Here is an 18,026-nt window from a genome sequence, read left to right as displayed (position 1 = left end):
ACGGGCCGGCCCTGGCCCGTTCCGGAATGGATGGAATCTCGTCCCATGCTGAACTGGTTTCGCGCCGTCCTCCCGCGGGAGGAGCGGTTTTTCGATTTGTTCGCCCGCCACAACAAGGTGGTGATCCAGGGGGCGCATGCGCTGCAGGACATGCTTCAGGGCGGGGACGACATCCTCAAGCATTGCCAGCGCGTCAGCCAGCTCGAGAACGAGGCCGACAACATCACCCGCGAGGTGCTGACCGCGGTGCGCCGCACCTTCATCACCCCGTTCGACCGCGGCGACATCAAGAACTTGATCACGTCGATGGACGACGCCATCGACCAGATGCAGCAGACGTCCAAGGCCGTGGTGCTGTTCGAGGTGAAGGAGTTCGAGCCGACCATGCGCGAGATGGGCACCCTGCTGGTGGAGTGTGCCAATCTGATCGGGAAGGCGCTGCCGCTCTTACAGGCGATCGGCCAGAACGTGCCGATGATCACCGCGATCACCGAGGAAATGACCAAGCTCGAGGGCCGCGTCGACGACCTCCACGACATCGGGTTGAAGGAGCTGTTCCTCAAGCACCGCAATGCCAACACGATGGACTTCATCGTCGGCGCCGAGATCTACGACCATCTGGAGAAGGTCGCCGACCGCTTCGACGACGTCGCCAACGAAATCAATTCGATCATGATCGAACAGGTCTAGGGGCTGCGCCGTGGATGCTCATCTCGGCCTTCCGATCCTGGTCGGCCTCATCGGCGTCGCGCTCGCCTTCGACTTCCTGAACGGCCTGCACGACGCCGCCAACTCGATCGCGACCATCGTCTCGACCCGTGTGCTCAGGCCGCAATATGCGGTGTTCTGGGCTGCGTTCTTCAATTTCGTCGCCTTCACCGTGTTCGGCCTGCACGTCGCGCAGACCATCGGCACCGGCATCATCGATCCCGCCATCGTTGACGCGCAGGTGATCTTCGCAGCGCTGGTCGGCGCCATCGTCTGGAACCTGGTGACCTGGGCGGCCGGCATCCCCTCGTCGAGCTCGCACGCCTTGATCGGCGGGCTGGTCGGGGCGGGGATCGCCAAGGCCGGCATTTCGGCGGCCGTCTGGAGCGGCCTGTCGAAGACGATCCTGGCCATCGTGCTGTCGCCCTTCGTCGGACTGGTGCTGGCGATGATCCTGGTCGCAATCGTGTCCTGGGCCTCGGTGCGCTCGACGCCATTTGCGGTCGACCGCGCCTTCCGCATCCTGCAATTCGCCTCGGCATCGCTGTATTCGCTCGGCCATGGCGGCAACGACGCACAGAAGACCATGGGCATCATCGCGGTGCTGCTGTACTCGCAGGGCCATCTCGGCGGCGACTTCACGGTGCCGTTCTGGGTCGTGCTGTCATGCCAGACGGCGATGGCGCTGGGGACGCTATTGGGGGGCTGGCGCATCGTCCGCACCATGGGCCTGCGCATCACCAAGCTGAACCCGATGCAGGGCTTCTGCGCCGAGACCGGCGGCGCGATCACGCTGTTCCTGGCGACCTTCCTCGGCGTGCCGGTCTCGACCACCCACACCATCACCGGCGCCATCGTCGGCGTCGGTGCCGCCCGCCGCGCCTCGGCGGTGCGCTGGAACGTGGCCGGATCGATCGTCTACGCCTGGATCTTCACGATTCCGGCCTCGGCCATCGTCTCGGCCGCGACGTTCTGGCTGGTGTCGGTGCTTCGGCACTGACGCTGCCGGGACCGGTTAACTCCCCGGTTGGAGTTGCGGTGCAAAACGCCTATATGGAGGGCGCGCGGCGGCCGTGATCCCGCGCCTTTTCATGACATCGCAAGCCCTCTGGTCCCGAAACGACGCCCGCCGCCCCATGTCCGATACCGCCGTCACCACCGAACAACCGTCCCGCTCACCTCTGTCAGACGAGGTCGCGCGCCGGCGCACCTTCGCCATCATCTCGCACCCGGACGCCGGCAAGACCACGCTGACGGAGAAGCTGCTGCTGTTCGGCGGCGCCATCAACTTGGCCGGCCAGGTCAAGGCCAAGGGCGAGCGCCGCAACACCCGTTCGGACTGGATGAAGATCGAGCGCGAGCGCGGCATCTCCGTCGTCACCTCAGTCATGACCTTCGAGTTCGAGGGCCTTGTCTTCAACCTGCTGGATACGCCGGGCCACGAGGACTTCAGCGAGGACACCTACCGCACGCTGACCGCGGTCGATTCCGCCGTGATGGTGATCGACGCCGCCAAGGGCATCGAGGCGCGCACGCGAAAGCTGTTCGAGGTCTGCCGTCTCCGCGACATCCCGATCATCACCTTCATCAACAAGATGGATCGCGAGAGCCGCGACACCTTCGATCTCATGGACGAGATCGAGAAGACGCTGGCCCTCGACACCACGCCGATGACCTGGCCGGTCGGCCGCGGCCGCGACTTCATCGGCACCTACGACATCCGCGACGGCGGCGTGCGCCTGCTCGAAGGCGGCGGCGCCAAGACCGGCGCGGCGCAGCAGATCGAGATCTCGGAGCTCGGCAAGATCAACGCCAATCTCGATATGAGCCAGATCACCGACGAGCTTGAACTGGTCCGGGAAGCCTGCAAGCCGTTCGACCTCGAAGCGTTCCGTGAGGGCCATCTGACGCCGGTCTATTTCGGCAGCGCGCTGCGCAATTTTGGCGTCGGCGATCTCCTGGAAGGCCTCGGCCGCTACGCGCCGTCGCCGCGCGCGCAGGATTCCAACCTGCGCAAGGTCGACGCCGCCGAGCCGCGCATGAGCGCCTTCGTGTTCAAGATCCAGGCGAACATGGATCCCAACCACCGCGACCGCATCGCGTTCGCGCGGCTGTGCTCGGGCAAGCTCAGCCGCGGCATGAAGGCCAAGCTGGTGCGCACCGGCAAGACCATGCCGCTGTCGAGTCCGCAATTCTTCTTCGCCCAGGACCGTTCGGTCGCGGATGAGGCGTTCGCCGGCGACGTCGTCGGCATCCCCAACCACGGCTCGCTCCGCATCGGTGATACCCTGACCGAGGGTGAGGACCTGACCTTCGTCGGCGTGCCGAGCTTCGCGCCGGAAATCGTCCGCCGCGTCCGGCTCACCGACGCGATGAAGGCCAAGAAGCTGAAGGAAGCGCTGCAGCAGATGTCGGAGGAGGGCGTCGTGCAGGTGTTCCGGCCGCGCGACGGCGCGCCGGCGCTGGTCGGCGTCGTCGGCCCGCTGCAGCTCGACGTGCTCAAGGCGCGGCTCGATGCCGAATATTCGCTTCCCGTGGAGTTCGAGGTCTCCGAGTTCTCGCTGGCGCGCTGGATCTCCTCGGACGACAAGAAGAAGCTCGAGGCGTTCGTCGCCTCCAACAATTCCGGCGTCGCCGACGACGTCGACGGCGACCCGGTGTTCCTGGCCAAGAACGAGTTCTATCTCGGCTACACCAAGGAGCGCGCCGAGGGCATCGTGTTCTCCAACGTCAAGGACGTGAAGAAGAAGACGTGAGCTGCGCCCCCCTCTCTCGTCATTCCGGGGCGCGACGCAGTCGCGAGCCCGGAATCCATTTTCCAGCAGAGCACGAGGCCCGATGGATTCCGGGTTCGCCCTGCGGGCGCCCCGGAATGACGTGGGGAGAGAGATGCGCTTGCTCACACGCATCTTGTTGCGCGGGGAGATGGCTGCAGCTGTCTTTTCCGGGCGATGAAGCTGCGTTACGCTCCTCGTGCGACAGGCAGGGGGAGCGCGAAATGTCAGCAATATCTTTCGGCCGTCTCCGGCGACCCGCGATCGGGCTGTTGGCCGCGTGCGGACTGATGTCGGCAATTGCAGCTGCGGCCGACGCTGCCGAGGTCGTGGCGCTCGGCGCCAGCAACACCTACGGCAAGGGCGTCAATCGCGGCGAGGACTTTCCGGCGCAGCTCGAGGCGATGCTTCACGCCAAGGGCGTGCATGTCAGCGTCGCCAATGCCGGCGTCAACGGCGACACGACCGGAGGGATGCTGTCCCGCTTCGACAGTGCGGTCGATGGATCAACCCGCGTGCTGGTGCTGCAGCCCGGCGGCAACGATGCCCGCAAAGGGGTCGGCGACCAGCGCGGCGGCAACATCAGCGCCATCACGGCCAAGGCCGCGCAGCGCCACATCCGGGTCGTGATGGTCGAGAACGGCATGCTCCGCGGCCTGACGCATCAGGTCGACGGCCAGCATTTGACCCCGGACGGCTACCGGATGCTGGCGGCTGCGCTGCTGCCGCGCGTGATGGGCGGCCTGCGCAAATGATGGCGGCCGGCAGATGCGGGACGATCCTCGCAGCTGCCGGTCGTATCAAAGCTCGATGATCCCGCGTCTCGCCGCATGCGCCACGGCATCGAGGCGGCCGGTGGCGTCGAGCTTGTCGAGCAGCGAGCCGACGTGGAATTTCGCGGTGTGCACGGAGATGCCGAGGCTGCGCGCGATCTCCTTGTTGGAGCAGCCCTCGGCCATCAGCGTCAGCACGTCGCGCTCGCGTGCGGTGAGCTGAAAGGTATCCACGACCTCGGCGGCGTCAGCACGCGGTGTCACCAGGGCCACGTCGGCGGTCTCGCCGGCCACCACGAGGCGAACACCGGCGACGCTGCCGAGCAGCGCCGCCAGCCGGTCGGCCAGGACGGGATCGTCGACCGCGACAGCGATCGTGAGCGGCGCTGGTTCTGTGTCGCTCACGCCGGCCTCTCGCCGATCGTCAGCGCGACCCGCATCGGCTCGCCGCCGCGCAATGCCGCCACGTCGACCACGGCGCCGACACTGTCGGGGCCGAGCTCGCGCATCAGCCCGCGCATGCTGCTGAACGGCGCATTGTTGAGCGCGGTGATCACGTCGCCCTGGCGCAAGCCTGCGGCAGCGGCAGGGCCGTTCTTGTCGAGCGACATCACCATGGCCCCGACGCCCTCGTCGAGCTTCACCGGCTGCAGGCCGGCACCGAGATAGCCGCGGGCGATGCGGCCGTGAGTCTCGAGCTTCGATGCGACCCGCTCGATGGTCGCGGCCGGAATCACGAGCGTTCGACCGGGACCACGCACGGCCATGCCGACCGCGCGCCCGCTAGCGTCGAGCACGAGGCTGCCCTCGGAGCTGCGGCGCAGCCCGGTGTCGAGCTCGATCCGCGCATCGATGTCGCCGCCGCGCAGGCTGCGCCATGGGCCGGCGGACTTCGAGACCATCGCGAGCGCCGCGACCGGCGTGCCCTGATCGGCAGCGACGATGATGGCGAGAGATCCGAGCGGCGGCACGTCGCGGGCAAGCGGCGTGGAGGAAACGTCCCTGCCGTCGAAGCGCAGCAGCGCGACATCGGTGGTGTGGTCGCGCCCGGCGATCGTGGCCGGACGCGTGGTGCCGTCGGCGAAGGCAATGATGACCTCGCCTTCATCGGCCAGCGCCTCATCGGCGGTGACGACGAGGTCGGATTTCCACACGAATCCCGACGCGCGCGACCGGTGCGAATGAACGGAAACGAGAGACGGCGCGGCGGCGGCCGCGGTCGCGGCTAGCGCCGAGGATAGCGCAGAGAGATCGGACATGAACGGCTCCATTGGTTGATCCCAATGTGGAGCGTCGGTCGGCGTTTCGGAACTCCCCGGATGGGCAGGCTGCGCCCTCGTAGCCCGGATGAGCGCAGCGATGTCCGGGGTCTCACGAGCTGCGCGTTTGAACCCGGATGTCGCTGCGCTCATCCGGGCTACAGTTGAACTCAGAGCGTCGTCCGCATCTTCGGCAGCGGAAAGGCGAGGTCGCCGTGCTTGGAGGTCTTCAGCCGCAGCCCGACCAGCGCCTCGGCGAAACGCACGGCGGCGGCGACGCCGTCGATCACGGGAATGCCGAGCTCGGTCGAGAGATCGTGCGCGAGATCGGCCATGCCGGCGCAGCCGAGCACGATGGCGCCGATGCCGTCCTCGCGCAGGGCCGCCTGGCATTCTCCGAGCAGCGTGCCGCGCACATTGGCCTCGGGCTTGTCGAGATCGAGCACGGCGACGTCGACCGCCCGCACCTTGCGGCAATGCTGCTCCATGCCGTAGTTGCGCACGAGGTGCTCGGCGATCACCTTGGTGCGCGACAAGGTCGTGACGACGCTGAAATGGGTGGCGACGAAGCTCGCCGCATGCATCGCGGCTTCGGCGATGCCTAGCACCGGCACGGCCGATAATTCCCGCGCCGCGAGCAAGCCGGGATCGCCGAAGCAGGCGATCACATGGGCGTGGCAACCCTCGGCATTGCCGGCTTCGATCTCCCTGAGCATACCGACCGCGGCGATCGCCTCGTCGTAATGGCCCTCGATCGAGGCGGCGCCGAACCGCGCGGTGCGCCCGACGATCCTGGTCGTCGGGCTCGCGCTGGCCTGTGCCGCCTTGGCGATCAGCTCGGTCATCGTGACCGTCATGTTCGGATTGATGACGTTGATCACGGTCTCGCTGTGGCGGCTCATCGTTGCGTCCGTCTGTTGTCGCATCCTGCCGTGTTCTAGCCGAGTTCCGCTGTTACGGTCGAGGGCCGTTCGGGCTGCGGGAACGCGCAGACGTGAACGGGATTGAGCTTGCGAATTTTGCGATCGGATCCAGCTTAGATTTGTCCTATCCGGAGAGTCTGATGCTCCGCGTCGTCGTGCTCCTCCTGCTGATGGTGGCCGCTCCGGTCACGGCCGACGCGCGCCGCCAGCAGATCAATCCGGTGCCGTTTGCGCACACGCCGTGCAGCGTGCTCGACGAGGGGCCGTGCACGCCATCGTTCTGCAGTGTCTACGGGCCGTGGCCGTGCATTCCGGAGATGAACTATCCCTACGGCCAGAACCTGCAGGTGACGATCGAGAGCCGGCCCGCCAAGGACCAGGAGTCCAAGTATCAGAAGCCGGATCATGATCTCGACACGATCGCCGACCTGTTCGCGGCGCTGCGCTCGTGCTGGACGCCGCCGCCGGAGGACAGCGCCCGCGCCGGGATGCAGATGACGGTGCGCTTCAGCTTCAAGCGGACCGGCGAGATGATCGCGCCGCCACGCGTGACCTTCGTGACCTCAGGCGCCCCGGCCGACACGCGTGCGACCTATCTGAAGACCATCAATGCCTCGCTCGATGCCTGCCTGCCGCTGAAATTCACGAAAGGGCTCGGCGGCGCGCTGGCGGGGCGGCCGATCGCGATCCGCTATGTCGACAACCGGGATCTGAAGAATACGTCGGAGCGGTGATCGCTTTGTCCGCTGTGCCACATCTTCCAAACGCATAGCCCGTCAATCCGGGCCGTCATTCCGACTTCGGGCTTCGAGCCTCCCGGAATGACCACGAGCGGGCTGCGGCGCCCGATCTTGAACTGCCGCGACGTTGCGAGGCCGCCCCCGGAAATGATACCGATGCCCACGCACAGGTCGTGTGCAAGCGAAGGGGGACGCCGTGGGACTTCTGGTGATGGTGGTGGGGCTGGTGCTGTTTCTCGGCGCCCATGTGTTCACGACCCGGCGCGAGGCGCGCGCGCAGGTCATCGCGCGGCTGGGTGAGGGCACCTACAAGCTCGCTTATACGGTGGTCGCCCTTGCCGGCCTCGCCTTGATCGTCTGGGGCTTTGCCGAGTACCGCAATGGCGGCGGCTGGATCCAGGTGTGGACGCCGCCGAAGGCGCTCAAGCACATCAACCTCGCGCTGATGCTGCCGGCCGTGATCATGGTGGTCGCCGCTTACATCCGCGGCCGCATCTACACCGCGCTGAAGCATCCGATGCTGGCCGGCGTGAAGCTGTGGGCGTTCGGCCATCTGCTCGCCAATGGCGATCTCGGCGGCATCATCCTGTTCGGCTCGATCCTGGCCTGGGCGGTGTTCGACCGCATCTCGCTGAAGCGCCGCACCGATGCCGGCGGACCGCCGATCCCGGTCGGCGGCGTCGGCAACGACGTGATTGCAGTGGTGGTCGGCATCGTCGTCTATCTCGCGCTGGCCTTCGCGTTCCATCCCGTCGTGCTCGGCATTCCCGTCATCGGAGGCTAGCGATGTCGGTGCAGTCGACCGTCCGCCGCAAGACGGCTCCCGAGATCCGCGCCCGCAAGGGCGGCGAGCCGATCGTGATGCTGACGTCCTACCACGCCCATACCGCGGCGCTGGTCGATCGCCATTGCGATGTGATCCTGGTCGGCGATTCCCTCGGGAATGTGATGCACGGCTTCGAGACCACCGTGCCGGTGACCCTGGAGATGATGATCCTGCAGGGCTGCGCCGTGATGCGCGGCTCACGCCAGGCGCTGGTCGTGGTCGACATGCCGTTCGGCTGTTACGAGGCGTCGAAGGAGCAGGCGTTTCACGCGGCGGTGCGGATCCTGAAGGAGACGCAGTGCGGCGCGGTCAAGCTCGAGGGCGGCGTGCGGATGGCCGAGACGGTGGCCTTCCTCAGCGAGCGCGGCATTCCGGTGATGGGCCATGTCGGCCTGACGCCACAATCGATCAACACGCTCGGCTCGTTCCGCGCGCAGGGCCGCGACGAGGCGGATTGGGCCGCGATCGAGAGCGACGCCGCGGCGATCGCACAGGCCGGCGCGTTCTCGGTGGTGATCGAGGCGGTGGCCGAGCCGCTGGCGCGCAAGATCACGCAGCAGATCGCCATCCCCACCATCGGCATCGGCGCCAGCGCCGCCTGTGACGGGCAGGTGCTGGTGCTGGAAGACATGCTCGGCCTGTCGCCGCGCGCGCCGAAATTCGTCCGCCGATACGGCAATCTCGGTCCGGCGATCGACGAGGCCGTCGAACGCTACGCGGCCGACGTGCGCACCCGCGCCTTCCCGGCGGCGGAACATGTGTATGGCATGAAGCCCAAGACCTGACCGGCCTCTCGCGCTTGGTTGCCGCAGTGGTGCGGCGGCACGACACCTATCTCTGGCTCCGCCGGAGATAGCCAAGCGCATCGTCCGATGGTTATGCTTGGGCCAGTCCGCATCGCGGCGAACAACGACAAGAAGCCAAGCTCGGGGAAATGCCATGGATTGGTCGACCTATGTCACGCCGCAGTTGCGGCGTGAGGCGCGTTTCGGCGACCGCGTGGTTCCGCTGTTCAAGGACCGGCCGGCCGGCATCTGGGCCATGGTCGAGGAGGCGGCCGCGCGCAACGGCGACGGCGAGGCGCTGGTCTGCGGAGCGGTGCGGCTGTCGTGGCGCGAGGTCGCCGAGACCGCGGCGCGGATCGCCGGCGGGCTGCAGGCACGGGGCCTGCGCCCGGGCGACCGGCTGGCGCTGCTGCTCGGCAACCGCATCGAATTCGTGCTCACGCTGTTCGCTGCCGCGAAGCTCGGGCTGATCACTGTGCTGTTGTCGACGCGGCAGCAGACGCCGGAAATCGCCTATGTGCTGAAGGATTGCGGCGCCAGGCTGCTGCTGCACGAGGCCGCATTGGCGGACCGCCTGCCGGCCGCTGCGGACACGCCAGAGCTGGAAGGGCGCATCGCCGTCGACGATCATCCGCAGCGCTCCAGCTTTGCAGCGCTGGCCGATCATGCCGCGCATGAAGCTCGGGTCGAGGTGGCCGAAGAGGACACCGCGATGATCCTCTACACCTCCGGCACCACCGGCCGGCCGAAGGGCGCAATGCTCGCCCATTGCAACATCGTCCACTCCTCGATGATCTACGAGGCCTGCCTGGGGCTGACGCCGGCCGACCGCTCGATCGCCGCCGTGCCGCTCGGCCACGTCACCGGCGTCGTCGCCAACATCACCAGCATGGCGCGCTGCGCCGGCACCTTGATCATCATGCCGGAGTTCAAGGCCGGCGAATATCTGAAGCTCGCCGCCAGGGAGCGCGTGACCTACACGGTCATGGTCCCCGCGATGTACAATCTCTGCCTGCTGCAGCGCGACTTCGACAGCCATGATCTGTCGTGCTGGCGCATCGGCGGCTTCGGCGGCGCGCCGATGCCGGTCGCGACCATCGAGCGGCTGGCCGCCAAGATCCCGGGTCTCCGGCTGGTCAACGCCTATGGCTCGACCGAGACCACCTCGCCTGCGACGCTGATGCCGTCGGAGCTCACCGCGCGCCACATCGACAGCGTCGGACTGCCGTGTCCGGGCGCCAGCATCCTCGTCATGGACGGGCAGGGGCGGGAGCTGCCGCGCGGCGAGATCGGCGAGATCTGGATCGGCGGCGGCCAGGTCATCAAGGGCTACTGGAACAATCCGACCGCCACGGCCGAGAGTTTTACGGCCGGCTACTGGCATTCCGGCGACCTCGGCTCCGTCGATGCCGACAATTTTGTCCGGGTGTTCGACCGGCAGAAGGACATGATCAACCGCGGCGGGCTGAAGATCTACTCGGCCGAGGTCGAATCGGTGCTGGCAAGCCACCCGGCAGTGGTCGAGAGCGCGATCATCGCCCGGCCATGCCCGGTGCTCGGCGAGCGGGTGCATGCGGTCGTCGTCACCCGCGAGCCGATGAGCGCCGAGGCCCTGCGCAGCTGGTGCGCCGAGCGGGTCTCGGATTATAAGGTCCCGGAAACCCTGACCGTGACCTCGGACCCTTTGCCGCGCAACGCCAACGGCAAGGTGATGAAACGGCAGTTGCGCGAGACCTTGACGGCGTGATAGCCGCCTTCGGTCGCTGTGGCAGAACCCGGGAGTAACGCCTTGATTCGGCTGGACTCGCCTTGCCACCGCCATACCGATGCGGTATCGGCGCCGGCGTGCGGGCAATGGGCGGCTCGCGCGGCACTTCAAACCCATTCGCGCGAGCTCGCAGCGAACCTGACGGGATGTCATTAAGTGTCTGAATTCATTGATGAAGTTGACGAGGAGGTCCGTCGGGAACAGCTCAAGAAGCTGTGGGACCGCTACTCGCTCTTTATCGTCGCCATCGCCGTGCTGATGATCGCCGGCGTGGGTGGCTGGCGCTGGTACCAGTATGTCGAGGGCCAGAAGGCTGCCGAGGCCGGTGCGGGCTTCAACAAGGCTATCGAGCTGTCCGAGCAGAACAAGCACGCCGACGCCGAGAAGGCCTTTGCCGAGGTCGCGGCCACCGCTCCCTCCGGCTACCGCATGCTGGCCCGGTTCCACCAGGCGGCCGAGGCGGCCGTGCGCGACAAGGCGGCGGCCGTGAAGCTCTATGACGAGCTCGGCGCCGACCGCAGCATTGGCGCCGAGCAGCAGTCGATGGCGCGCCTGCGCGCCGCCGGCCTGCTGGCGGACACCGCGCCCTATGCCGATCTCAAGCAGCGGCTCGAAGGCGAAACCGCGGCCAGCGCACCGTTCCGGCACGCGGCCCGCGAGCTGCTGGCGCTGTCGGCGTGGAGGGTCAACGACGCCGCGGCGGCCCGCCAATGGCTCGACATGATTGCGATGGATGGTGAAACGCCGCCGGGCCTGCGCTCGCGCGCCGAGGCGCTGCAGGCGCTGCTGCCTGCCGTCGCCAAGAGCTGATGGTGAGCCGTCGCGAAACGACGCGACGGCGAAACTGACTACGATCGGAAATGACGCCCATGCGCCGGCCCCAACGTCTCATCGCCCTGACCGTCCTCGCCGCCCTCACGGGCGTTCTCGGCGGCTGTGCCAGCGGCGGCAGCTTCGATCCCTCGGATATGCTCGACTTCCTGGATACGAAGAAGAAGCTGCCGGGTGACCGCAAGCCGGTCTTCCCCGAGGGCGTGCCCGGTCTCGAGCAGGGCGTGCCAAAGGACCTCTACAAGGGCGCCCAGCAGCAGCAGATGAACGATCCGGGCGCCCAGGCGGCCGCGCCGCCGCCGGCACCGCCGGCCGAGGAGCCCAAGGGCAAGAAGGGCGCCAAGGGCCGGCAGCAGGCCGCCGTGAGCAATCCTGCGCCCACCGATCCGCAGGATGGCGAAGCCGCTGCGGTCGAGGAGGGCGCTGCGGCCGTCCCGCCGGCACCGAAGCCGAAGAAGATCGTTCGTCGCCGGACCACGGCGCCGCCGCAGGATGACGCAGCGCCGGCGCAGCAGTCCGGCGGCCGATTCCCGGCCCCGGTTCCGAGCGGCTCCTTCAACCGTTAAGCCCGTCCGCCGATCACGAGATCGCCCGTTTCGGTTTTGCGGCCGGATGCGCTAAAGCTGCGCGCTCACGCGCACGGATCATCATGCCTTTCACCATCGCCATCATCGGCCGGCCCAATGTCGGCAAATCGACCCTGTTCAACCGCCTGGTCGGACAGAAGCTGGCGCTCGTCGACGACATGCCGGGCGTCACCCGCGACCGCCGCGAGGGCGAGGCCAAGCTCTATGATCTCAACTTCACGATCATCGACACCGCCGGCCTCGACGAGGGCCCGAAGGGCTCGCTGACCGCGCGCATGCAGGAGCAGACGGAGACCGCGATCGCGCTTGCCGATGCGCTGTTCTTCGTGATCGATGCCCGCATCGGGCTGACGCCCTCCGACCGCGCCTTCGCCGATTTCGCCCGCCGCGCCGACAAGCCGGTGCTGCTGCTCGCCAACAAGAGCGAGGGCAAGCATGGCGAGCTCGGCGCCATGGAATCCTACGCGCTCGGCCTCGGCGACCCCATCCAGATCTCGGCCGAGCATGGCGAGGGCATGGGCGAGCTCTACGACGCCGTCAGCAAGCTGGTGCCTCCTACTGAGGACGAAGACGAGGAGCGCGAGGAGACCGACGAGGAGCGCGCGTCCAGGCCGATCCGCGTCGCCATCGTCGGCCGTCCCAATGCCGGCAAGTCGACCCTGATCAATCATCTGCTCGGCGAGGAGCGGCTGCTCACGAGTCCCGAGGCCGGCACCACACGCGACTCGATCGCGGTCGAGATCGAGTGGAAGGGCCGCGGCTTCCGCATCTTCGACACCGCAGGTCTGCGCCGGCGCTCGCGCATCGAGGAGAAGCTGGAGAAGCTGTCGGTAGCGGACGCGCTGCGTGCCGTGCGCTTCGCCGAGGTGGTCGTGCTGATGATGGACGCGCAGAACCGCTTCGAGGAGCAGGACCTGCGCATCGCGGACCTGATCGAGCGCGAGGGCCGTGCTCTGGTCATCGCCGTCAACAAATGGGACCTGATGGACAGCAATCCCGGCCAGATCTCCGCGCTGCGCAGGGATGCCGACCATTGGCTGCCACAGGTTGCGGGCGCGCCGATCGTCGCGGTGTCCGGCCTGATGGGCGAGGGCATCGACCGGCTGATGCAGGCGATCGTCGAGTCCTACGCGGTCTGGAACCGGCGCGTGCCGACCGCGGCGCTGAATCGCTGGTTCGAGCAGGCGATCGCCAACAATCCGCCACCGGCGGTCTCCGGCCGCCGCCTCAAGCTGAACTACATCACCCAGACCAAGGCGCGGCCGCCGAGCTTCGTGCTGTTCTGCTCGCGCGCCGACGCGATCCCGCAATCCTATCTGCGCTATCTCACCAACTCGATGCGCGAGACCTTCGAGCTGCCGGGCACGCCCGTGCGCATCACGCTGCGCGAAAAGGCCAACCCGTTCGCGCACAAGCGCAAGCGGCCGAACTAGAGCTCGCGATGCGGACGGTGGGTCGCCGTCGTCCGCTTGGCGACATCGCTCAGATCCGGCTCAGATCTTGGCCATGCTGACGTTTGCCGCACCCCACGTCGTCCGCCAGCGCTGCTTGATCATGGTCAGGCCGACGACGGCGATGATGGCGAGGGCGGCGAAGATCAGCAGCCCGAGCTGGAACGATCCGGTGATCTGCTTGGAGAAGCCGAGGCTGGAGGCGAGATAGAAGCCGCCGATGCCGCCGGTCATGCCGACGAGGCCGGTCATCACGCCAATCTCGTTGCGGAAGCGTTGCGGCACGAGCTGGAACACCGCGCCATTGCCCATGCCGAATGCAAGCATGCCGGCGATGAACGACAGCAGCGCCATCCAGGCCTGCGGCAGGTGGAAGCTGGCCAGGATCAATGCAGCGGCCGCCGCCAGATACATGATCGTCAGCGCGCGGATGCCGCCGATCCGGTCGGCCAGCGCACCGCCGATCGGGCGCACCAGCGATCCGGCGAACACGGCTGCCGCGGTGAAATAGCCGGCGGTCACCGGGGTGAGCCCGTAGTCGACGTTGAAGTAGATTGTCAGCGACGACGCCAGCCCGCTGAAGCCGCCGAAGGTGACACTGTAGAACAGCATGAACCACCAGGCGTCACCGATGCGAAGCACCTTGAGGTACTCGATCAGCCCCTTGGCGGGCGGCGGATTCGGCGCGTCCTTGGCGAAGATCAGGTAGACGATGAAGGCGATCGCGAGCGGGATCACAGCCAGACCCAGCACGTTGGTCCAGCCGAACGCCGCGGCAAGGCTCGGTGCGAACAGCGCCGAGAACACCGTTCCTGAATTTCCGGCGCCGGCAATGCCGAGCGCGATGCCCTGATATTCGGGCGGATACCATCGCGAGGCCAGCGGCAGGGCGACCGCGAACGAGGATCCGGCGACGCCAAGGACGATGCCGAGCACCAGGACCTGAACAAACGAGCTGACGCCGAAATGCCAGGCGATCAGCAGGCCGACGATGACGATCGTCTGTCCGATCATGCCCGTCGTTCTCGGGCCGATGCGATCGACCAGGACGCCGTTGACGACCCGCAACAGCGCACCGGCGAGCAGCGGTACGGCGACCATGAGTCCCTTTTGGCCGGCGTCGAGGTGGAGATCGTTGGCGATCTGCACGCCCAGCGGTCCGAGCATCACCCAGACCATGAAGCTCATGTCGAAGTACAGGAACGCGGAAAGCAGCGTAGGGGCGTGACCGGCCTTGAAGAAACCCTTGTCGATCATCGCGAATGCCTGCACATCGTCTTTGCGGTTCACCTGTCCGGAACTGCTTTAATCATGGACGCCGCCGCCGCGGGTGCTCATAGTTTTCGCTCATAGAGCCCGAAGTTTGGGCAACGAAACAAGATTCCACGGAAACTGAACGGGTTACCTTGTCCAGCAATTCGGCCAACCCCGCCAATAAGTTCATCAGCAGTTCGATGCGTCTGGTGACGCAGCACGCGTTCGAAACCGCCACGGGGCAGCGGCCCGACAATCAGGACTACGCGGGCCTCGTCGAGTTGCGCGAGCCGAACTCCGGCATCATTGCCGCGATCGCCGATGGCGTCGGCGGAAACAGCGGCGGGCGCGTCGCCGCGGAGCTCTGTGTCCGCGGCTTCCTCGAAGGCCTGGTCGGGACATGGCGGTCGGGCAATACGCGCGATGCCGCGGTGAGAAGTCTCGAGGCCATCAACCGCTGGATCCATGCGGTCGGCAGTCGCGACGACGACCTGAAGGGCATGTCCTGCACCTTCACGGCCATGATCAGCCGCGGCCGGGAGATCCACATTCTCCACGTCGGAGACAGCAGGCTCTACCGGTTGCGCGGGGACCAGCTGCAGCAGATGACCGCGGACCATGCGCTCGGACCCGGTCAGCTGAACATGCTGACCCGCGCCGTCGGTGCCGAAGGCGAGCTCCGCATCGACTACGTCAATGAGCCGGCCGAAGCGCATGATCGCTTCCTGCTGTGCACCGATGGCGTCTACAAGAGCATGTCGGATCGCGTGCTGCGCGAGGTGCTGATGCACCGGGCGACGCCGACCGAGACCTGCCGGGATCTGATCGAGCGCGCGCTCGCGACCAGCGTCGGCGACAACGCGACCGCGATCGTTCTCGACCTGCTCGAGCTGCCGCCGCCGGCCTTCGGCGAGATCGACCGTCTGGTGAGGGACAGCGCGATCCTCGCATTGCCCGCCGAAGGCGAGATCGTCGATGATTTCCGCATCGAGACGATGCTGAGCGACAGCCGCTATGTCCGCGTCCTCAAGGCGACCGACATGACCGATCAGCGATCGGTGGTGTTGAAGTTTCCGAAGCCGCTGGAGGGCGCCGACCGGCCGATGCGCGAGGCGTTCCTGCGCGAACTCTGGATCGGATCGCATGTCCGCAGCCCGTATGTCGGCGAGACGCTGCAGCTCAAGGCGCTGCGGCAGACCCGGCTGTATCTCGCCACGCCGTTCTATGACGGCGTGACGCTGGAGAGCCTGCTGCGTGAGAAGTCGGGCCTTTCGCTTCGGACCGGTCTCGACATCGCGCTGAAGGTCGCCCGCGGAGTGGCGGCGCTGCACCGCGCTGAGATCATCCACCGCGACATCAAGCCCGAGAACATCATCGTCTCGCTGTCGCAGCCGGGACAGCCCACCGCGGTGAAGCTGATCGATCTCGGCGTTGCCAAGCGATTGCGCGAGGCCAATGGCTCTGTGATCAGCGAGCCGGGAACGCCGAGCTTCATGGCTCCCGAATTGTTTCAGGGCAAGCCGGCCGACGAAACCTCGGATCAGTTCTCGCTCGGCGTCACGATCTATCGTCTGTTTACCGGCAAGTATCCCTATGGCGAGATCGAGCCGTTCTCCCGGCCGCGGTTTCGCAGCCCCACACCGCTGTCCAGCATCAGGCCGGACCTGCCGGCCTGGCTCGATCGCGCCATCGGCCGCGCCATCGCGCCTGTGCCGCAGGACCGCTACAACGATGTGTTCGAGCTGATCTTCGAGCTCGAAAACGGGGCCGACAGGGCGTCGCCGATCCTGGTCGAGCGGAAATCGTTCTACGACCGCAATCCGCTGCTGTTTTGGAAGATGGTCTCGACGCTGCTGGCGCTGTTGCTTGCGGTGTCCGTCTATGCCGGGATCAGGCATTGACGTCGTTCGCCCGCGCTTTCGGCGTCGCCGCGTGATCGCGCGCACATCCACCGCCGCGGCCATCGCGTAGCCAGGACCCGTCTCGCCATGTGGTCGGGACGTGTCCTGGAAATTTCGCTTTGGCCCTGCGTTTCGTCGTGCCCGTCCAAGATCGCCGCCATCTGCCCCCGTATGCGTGGGTCGTGCGGGGGTGGGCGTCGGGCCGCATGGGCGCAAGGCGTGGAGAGGTGCGATGGCGCATGCCGACGAGACGCAGGATCTGATCGGAGACATCTACGACGCGGCGCTCGAGCCGTCGCTATGGCCCGAGGTCGTCGGCCGCGCCGGCCGTTTCGTCGGCGGCCAGGTCGCGTCGATCTTTTCCAAGAGCCCGATCGCCGGCGGCGGCGATGTCCTGTGCCAGTCCGGCATCGATCCGCATTATTGCCGGCTGTATTTCGAGAAATATGTGAAGCTCGATCCGGCCACGACCGGGCAGTATTTCGCCGAGGTCGGCCAGCCGATCGCGGTCTCCGATCTGATGCCGCAGGACGAACTGCGCGAGACGCGCTTCTATCGCGAGTGGGCCGCGCCACAGGGCATGGTCGATTTCATCTCGACCGTGATCGACAAGTCCGCGACCTCCGCCGCCTTGTTCGGCGTGTTCCGCTACGAAGCCGACGGCCTGACGGATGAGGCCGCGCGCATGCGCATGCAGCTGATCGCGCCGCATATCCGCCGCGCCGTGCAGATCGGACGGCTGATCGATCTGAGGTCGGCGGAGGCGTCGGCGTTCGCGCAGACATTGGAGCGGATGACGTGCGGCGTCAGCCTGGTCGACGCGCTGGGGCGGCTCGTTCACGCCAATGCGGCCGGCCGGCAATTGCTCGATGCGGGCGATCCGCTGTTCACGCGGGACGGCCGCCTGGCCGCGCGCGACGGCCGGGTGGATCAAGCGCTGCAGGACCTCATCGCCAGGGCCGGGACCCGCGATGCGACGCTCGGCACCGATGGCGCTGCGCTGCTGCTGACGGCGCAGGACGGCACCCATCACGTCGCCCATCTGCTGCCGCTGACATCGCACGCGCGCCGCAAGACGGGGCAGCTGTACGAAGCGAGCGCTGCGATCTTCCTGCGTCGGACCCGGCTCGAGCCCGTGCAATCCCCTGAGCTGATCGCCAGGGCTTACCGTCTCACGCCGACCGAGTTGCGCGTGCTGCTCGGCATCGTCGATATCGGCGGCGTTCCGGAGGTCGCAAACCTGCTCCGCGTCGCCGAGACCACCATCAAGACCCATCTGCGCCGCATCTTCATCAAGACCGGGGCCGAGCGGCAGGCTGATCTCATCAAGCTCGCGGCGGGATTTGCCATGCCTCTGTCTCGTTGATCGCGGTCGGATTGCCGGCCCCGGTGGCCCGTGTATAAGTCGGCCCCCGCGTCCGCCGGACAGCGGCAAACCGATGGCCC

Annotated in this window: 17 protein-coding genes; 13 read left to right on the top strand and 4 right to left on the bottom strand. The window is 67.0% G+C overall.

Translation table 11 applies throughout. The annotated features are described in order from the left end of the window. The first annotated feature begins 45 nt into the window (after positions 1–45). The 4 genes from S58_RS20685 (at position 46) to S58_RS20670 (ending at position 4,237) form a co-directional block, all read left to right on the top strand. Positions 46–690: a DUF47 domain-containing protein gene (locus tag S58_RS20685; RefSeq protein ID WP_015667319.1), complete on the top strand. Its 645-nt coding sequence runs from the start codon at positions 46–48 to the stop codon at positions 688–690. 10 nt (positions 691–700) lie between these two features. Then, a complete protein-coding gene (locus S58_RS20680; RefSeq protein ID WP_015667318.1) occupies positions 701–1,708 on the top strand; it encodes an inorganic phosphate transporter in 1,008 nt (335 codons plus the stop codon). A 136-nt stretch (positions 1,709–1,844) separates the two neighbouring features. Next, positions 1,845–3,464 (top strand): peptide chain release factor 3, encoded by a 1,620-nt coding sequence (locus S58_RS20675; protein WP_015667317.1) that lies wholly within the window; start codon positions 1,845–1,847, stop codon positions 3,462–3,464. A 242-nt stretch (positions 3,465–3,706) separates the two neighbouring features. Next, positions 3,707–4,237: a GDSL-type esterase/lipase family protein gene (locus S58_RS20670; protein WP_042340018.1), complete on the top strand. Its 531-nt coding sequence runs from the start codon at positions 3,707–3,709 to the stop codon at positions 4,235–4,237. A gap of 45 nt (positions 4,238–4,282) precedes the next feature. On the opposite strand, the gene S58_RS20665 is transcribed toward S58_RS20670, so the two are convergent. From S58_RS20665 to S58_RS20655, 3 genes are all read right to left on the bottom strand, one after another. After that, the gene (locus S58_RS20665; protein WP_015667315.1) at positions 4,283–4,660 is read right to left on the bottom strand and encodes a response regulator transcription factor; all 378 of its coding nucleotides are present in this window, start codon (positions 4,658–4,660) and stop codon (positions 4,283–4,285) included. Continuing rightward, entirely contained in the window at positions 4,657–5,514 is an 858-nt protein-coding gene (locus tag S58_RS20660) for a S1C family serine protease (RefSeq protein WP_042340835.1), read from the bottom strand. Before S58_RS20660 ends, S58_RS20665 begins: the two co-directional genes overlap by 4 nt. 170 nt (positions 5,515–5,684) lie before the next feature. Then, a complete protein-coding gene (locus tag S58_RS20655) occupies positions 5,685–6,416 on the bottom strand; it encodes an aspartate/glutamate racemase family protein (RefSeq protein WP_015667313.1) in 732 nt (243 codons plus the stop codon). Between the two features lie 161 nt (positions 6,417–6,577). Between S58_RS20655 and S58_RS20650 the strand changes: the two genes are divergently transcribed. The 7 genes from S58_RS20650 (at position 6,578) to der (ending at position 13,407) form a co-directional block, all read left to right on the top strand. Then, the gene (locus S58_RS20650; protein WP_042340834.1) at positions 6,578–7,171 is read left to right on the top strand and encodes a hypothetical protein; all 594 of its coding nucleotides are present in this window, start codon (positions 6,578–6,580) and stop codon (positions 7,169–7,171) included. Between the two features lie 202 nt (positions 7,172–7,373). Next, positions 7,374–7,961 carry an NnrU family protein gene (locus S58_RS20645; protein WP_015667311.1) on the top strand — a complete coding sequence of 196 codons (588 nt, stop codon included), beginning with the start codon at positions 7,374–7,376 and terminating at the stop codon, positions 7,959–7,961. 2 nt (positions 7,962–7,963) lie between these two features. Beyond that, complete coding sequence (panB, locus tag S58_RS20640) at positions 7,964–8,788, top strand: 3-methyl-2-oxobutanoate hydroxymethyltransferase (protein WP_015667310.1); 825 nt, start codon at positions 7,964–7,966, stop codon at positions 8,786–8,788. A 154-nt stretch (positions 8,789–8,942) separates the two neighbouring features. After that, a complete protein-coding gene (locus S58_RS20635) occupies positions 8,943–10,535 on the top strand; it encodes a class I adenylate-forming enzyme family protein (protein ID WP_015667309.1) in 1,593 nt (530 codons plus the stop codon). Positions 10,536–10,712: 177 nt separating this feature from the next. Further along, positions 10,713–11,366: a tetratricopeptide repeat protein gene (locus tag S58_RS20630; RefSeq protein WP_015667308.1), complete on the top strand. Its 654-nt coding sequence runs from the start codon at positions 10,713–10,715 to the stop codon at positions 11,364–11,366. A 59-nt stretch (positions 11,367–11,425) separates the two neighbouring features. Continuing rightward, on the top strand, positions 11,426–11,953 hold the full coding sequence (locus tag S58_RS20625) for a hypothetical protein (RefSeq protein ID WP_015667307.1): 528 nt from the start codon (positions 11,426–11,428) through the stop codon (positions 11,951–11,953). An 83-nt stretch (positions 11,954–12,036) separates the two neighbouring features. After that, positions 12,037–13,407, top strand: a complete 1,371-nt coding sequence (der, locus tag S58_RS20620; protein ID WP_015667306.1) for a ribosome biogenesis GTPase Der — start codon at positions 12,037–12,039, stop codon at positions 13,405–13,407. 60 nt (positions 13,408–13,467) lie between these two features. Here der and S58_RS20615 read toward each other — a convergent pair whose 3' ends face one another. Continuing rightward, entirely contained in the window at positions 13,468–14,715 is a 1,248-nt protein-coding gene (locus tag S58_RS20615; protein ID WP_015667305.1) for a nitrate/nitrite transporter, read from the bottom strand. A 116-nt stretch (positions 14,716–14,831) separates the two neighbouring features. Between S58_RS20615 and S58_RS20610 the strand changes: the two genes are divergently transcribed. Continuing rightward, the gene (locus S58_RS20610; protein ID WP_244440612.1) at positions 14,832–16,580 is read left to right on the top strand and encodes a bifunctional protein-serine/threonine kinase/phosphatase; all 1,749 of its coding nucleotides are present in this window, start codon (positions 14,832–14,834) and stop codon (positions 16,578–16,580) included. 232 nt (positions 16,581–16,812) lie between these two features. Then, the gene (locus tag S58_RS20605) at positions 16,813–17,946 is read left to right on the top strand and encodes a helix-turn-helix transcriptional regulator (RefSeq protein WP_015667303.1); all 1,134 of its coding nucleotides are present in this window, start codon (positions 16,813–16,815) and stop codon (positions 17,944–17,946) included. Positions 17,947–18,026: the final 80 nt, after the last annotated feature.

The organism is Bradyrhizobium oligotrophicum S58 (assembly GCF_000344805.1).
Taxonomy (GTDB): Bacteria; Pseudomonadota; Alphaproteobacteria; order Rhizobiales; family Xanthobacteraceae; genus Bradyrhizobium; species Bradyrhizobium oligotrophicum.
This window is presented reverse-complemented; position numbering and strand designations above follow the sequence as displayed.

What these genes read in the sequence shown, in the direction of transcription:
- S58_RS20685 (WP_015667319.1), top strand. Translation starts at nt 46, where the DNA reads ATGCTGAACTGGTTTCGCGCCGTCCTCCCGCGGGAGGAGCGGTTTTTC.
- S58_RS20675 (WP_015667317.1), top strand. Translation starts at nt 1,845, where the DNA reads ATGTCCGATACCGCCGTCACCACCGAACAACCGTCCCGCTCACCTCTG.
- S58_RS20670 (WP_042340018.1), top strand. Translation starts at nt 3,707, where the DNA reads ATGTCAGCAATATCTTTCGGCCGTCTCCGGCGACCCGCGATCGGGCTG.
- S58_RS20660 (WP_042340835.1), bottom strand. Translation starts at nt 5,514, where the DNA reads ATGTCCGATCTCTCTGCGCTATCCTCGGCGCTAGCCGCGACCGCGGCC.
- S58_RS20655 (WP_015667313.1), bottom strand. Translation starts at nt 6,416, where the DNA reads ATGAGCCGCCACAGCGAGACCGTGATCAACGTCATCAATCCGAACATG.
- S58_RS20650 (WP_042340834.1), top strand. Translation starts at nt 6,578, where the DNA reads ATGCTCCGCGTCGTCGTGCTCCTCCTGCTGATGGTGGCCGCTCCGGTC.
- panB (WP_015667310.1), top strand. Translation starts at nt 7,964, where the DNA reads ATGTCGGTGCAGTCGACCGTCCGCCGCAAGACGGCTCCCGAGATCCGC.
- S58_RS20635 (WP_015667309.1), top strand. Translation starts at nt 8,943, where the DNA reads ATGGATTGGTCGACCTATGTCACGCCGCAGTTGCGGCGTGAGGCGCGT.
- S58_RS20625 (WP_015667307.1), top strand. Translation starts at nt 11,426, where the DNA reads ATGCGCCGGCCCCAACGTCTCATCGCCCTGACCGTCCTCGCCGCCCTC.
- der (WP_015667306.1), top strand. Translation starts at nt 12,037, where the DNA reads ATGCCTTTCACCATCGCCATCATCGGCCGGCCCAATGTCGGCAAATCG.
- S58_RS20605 (WP_015667303.1), top strand. Translation starts at nt 16,813, where the DNA reads ATGGCGCATGCCGACGAGACGCAGGATCTGATCGGAGACATCTACGAC.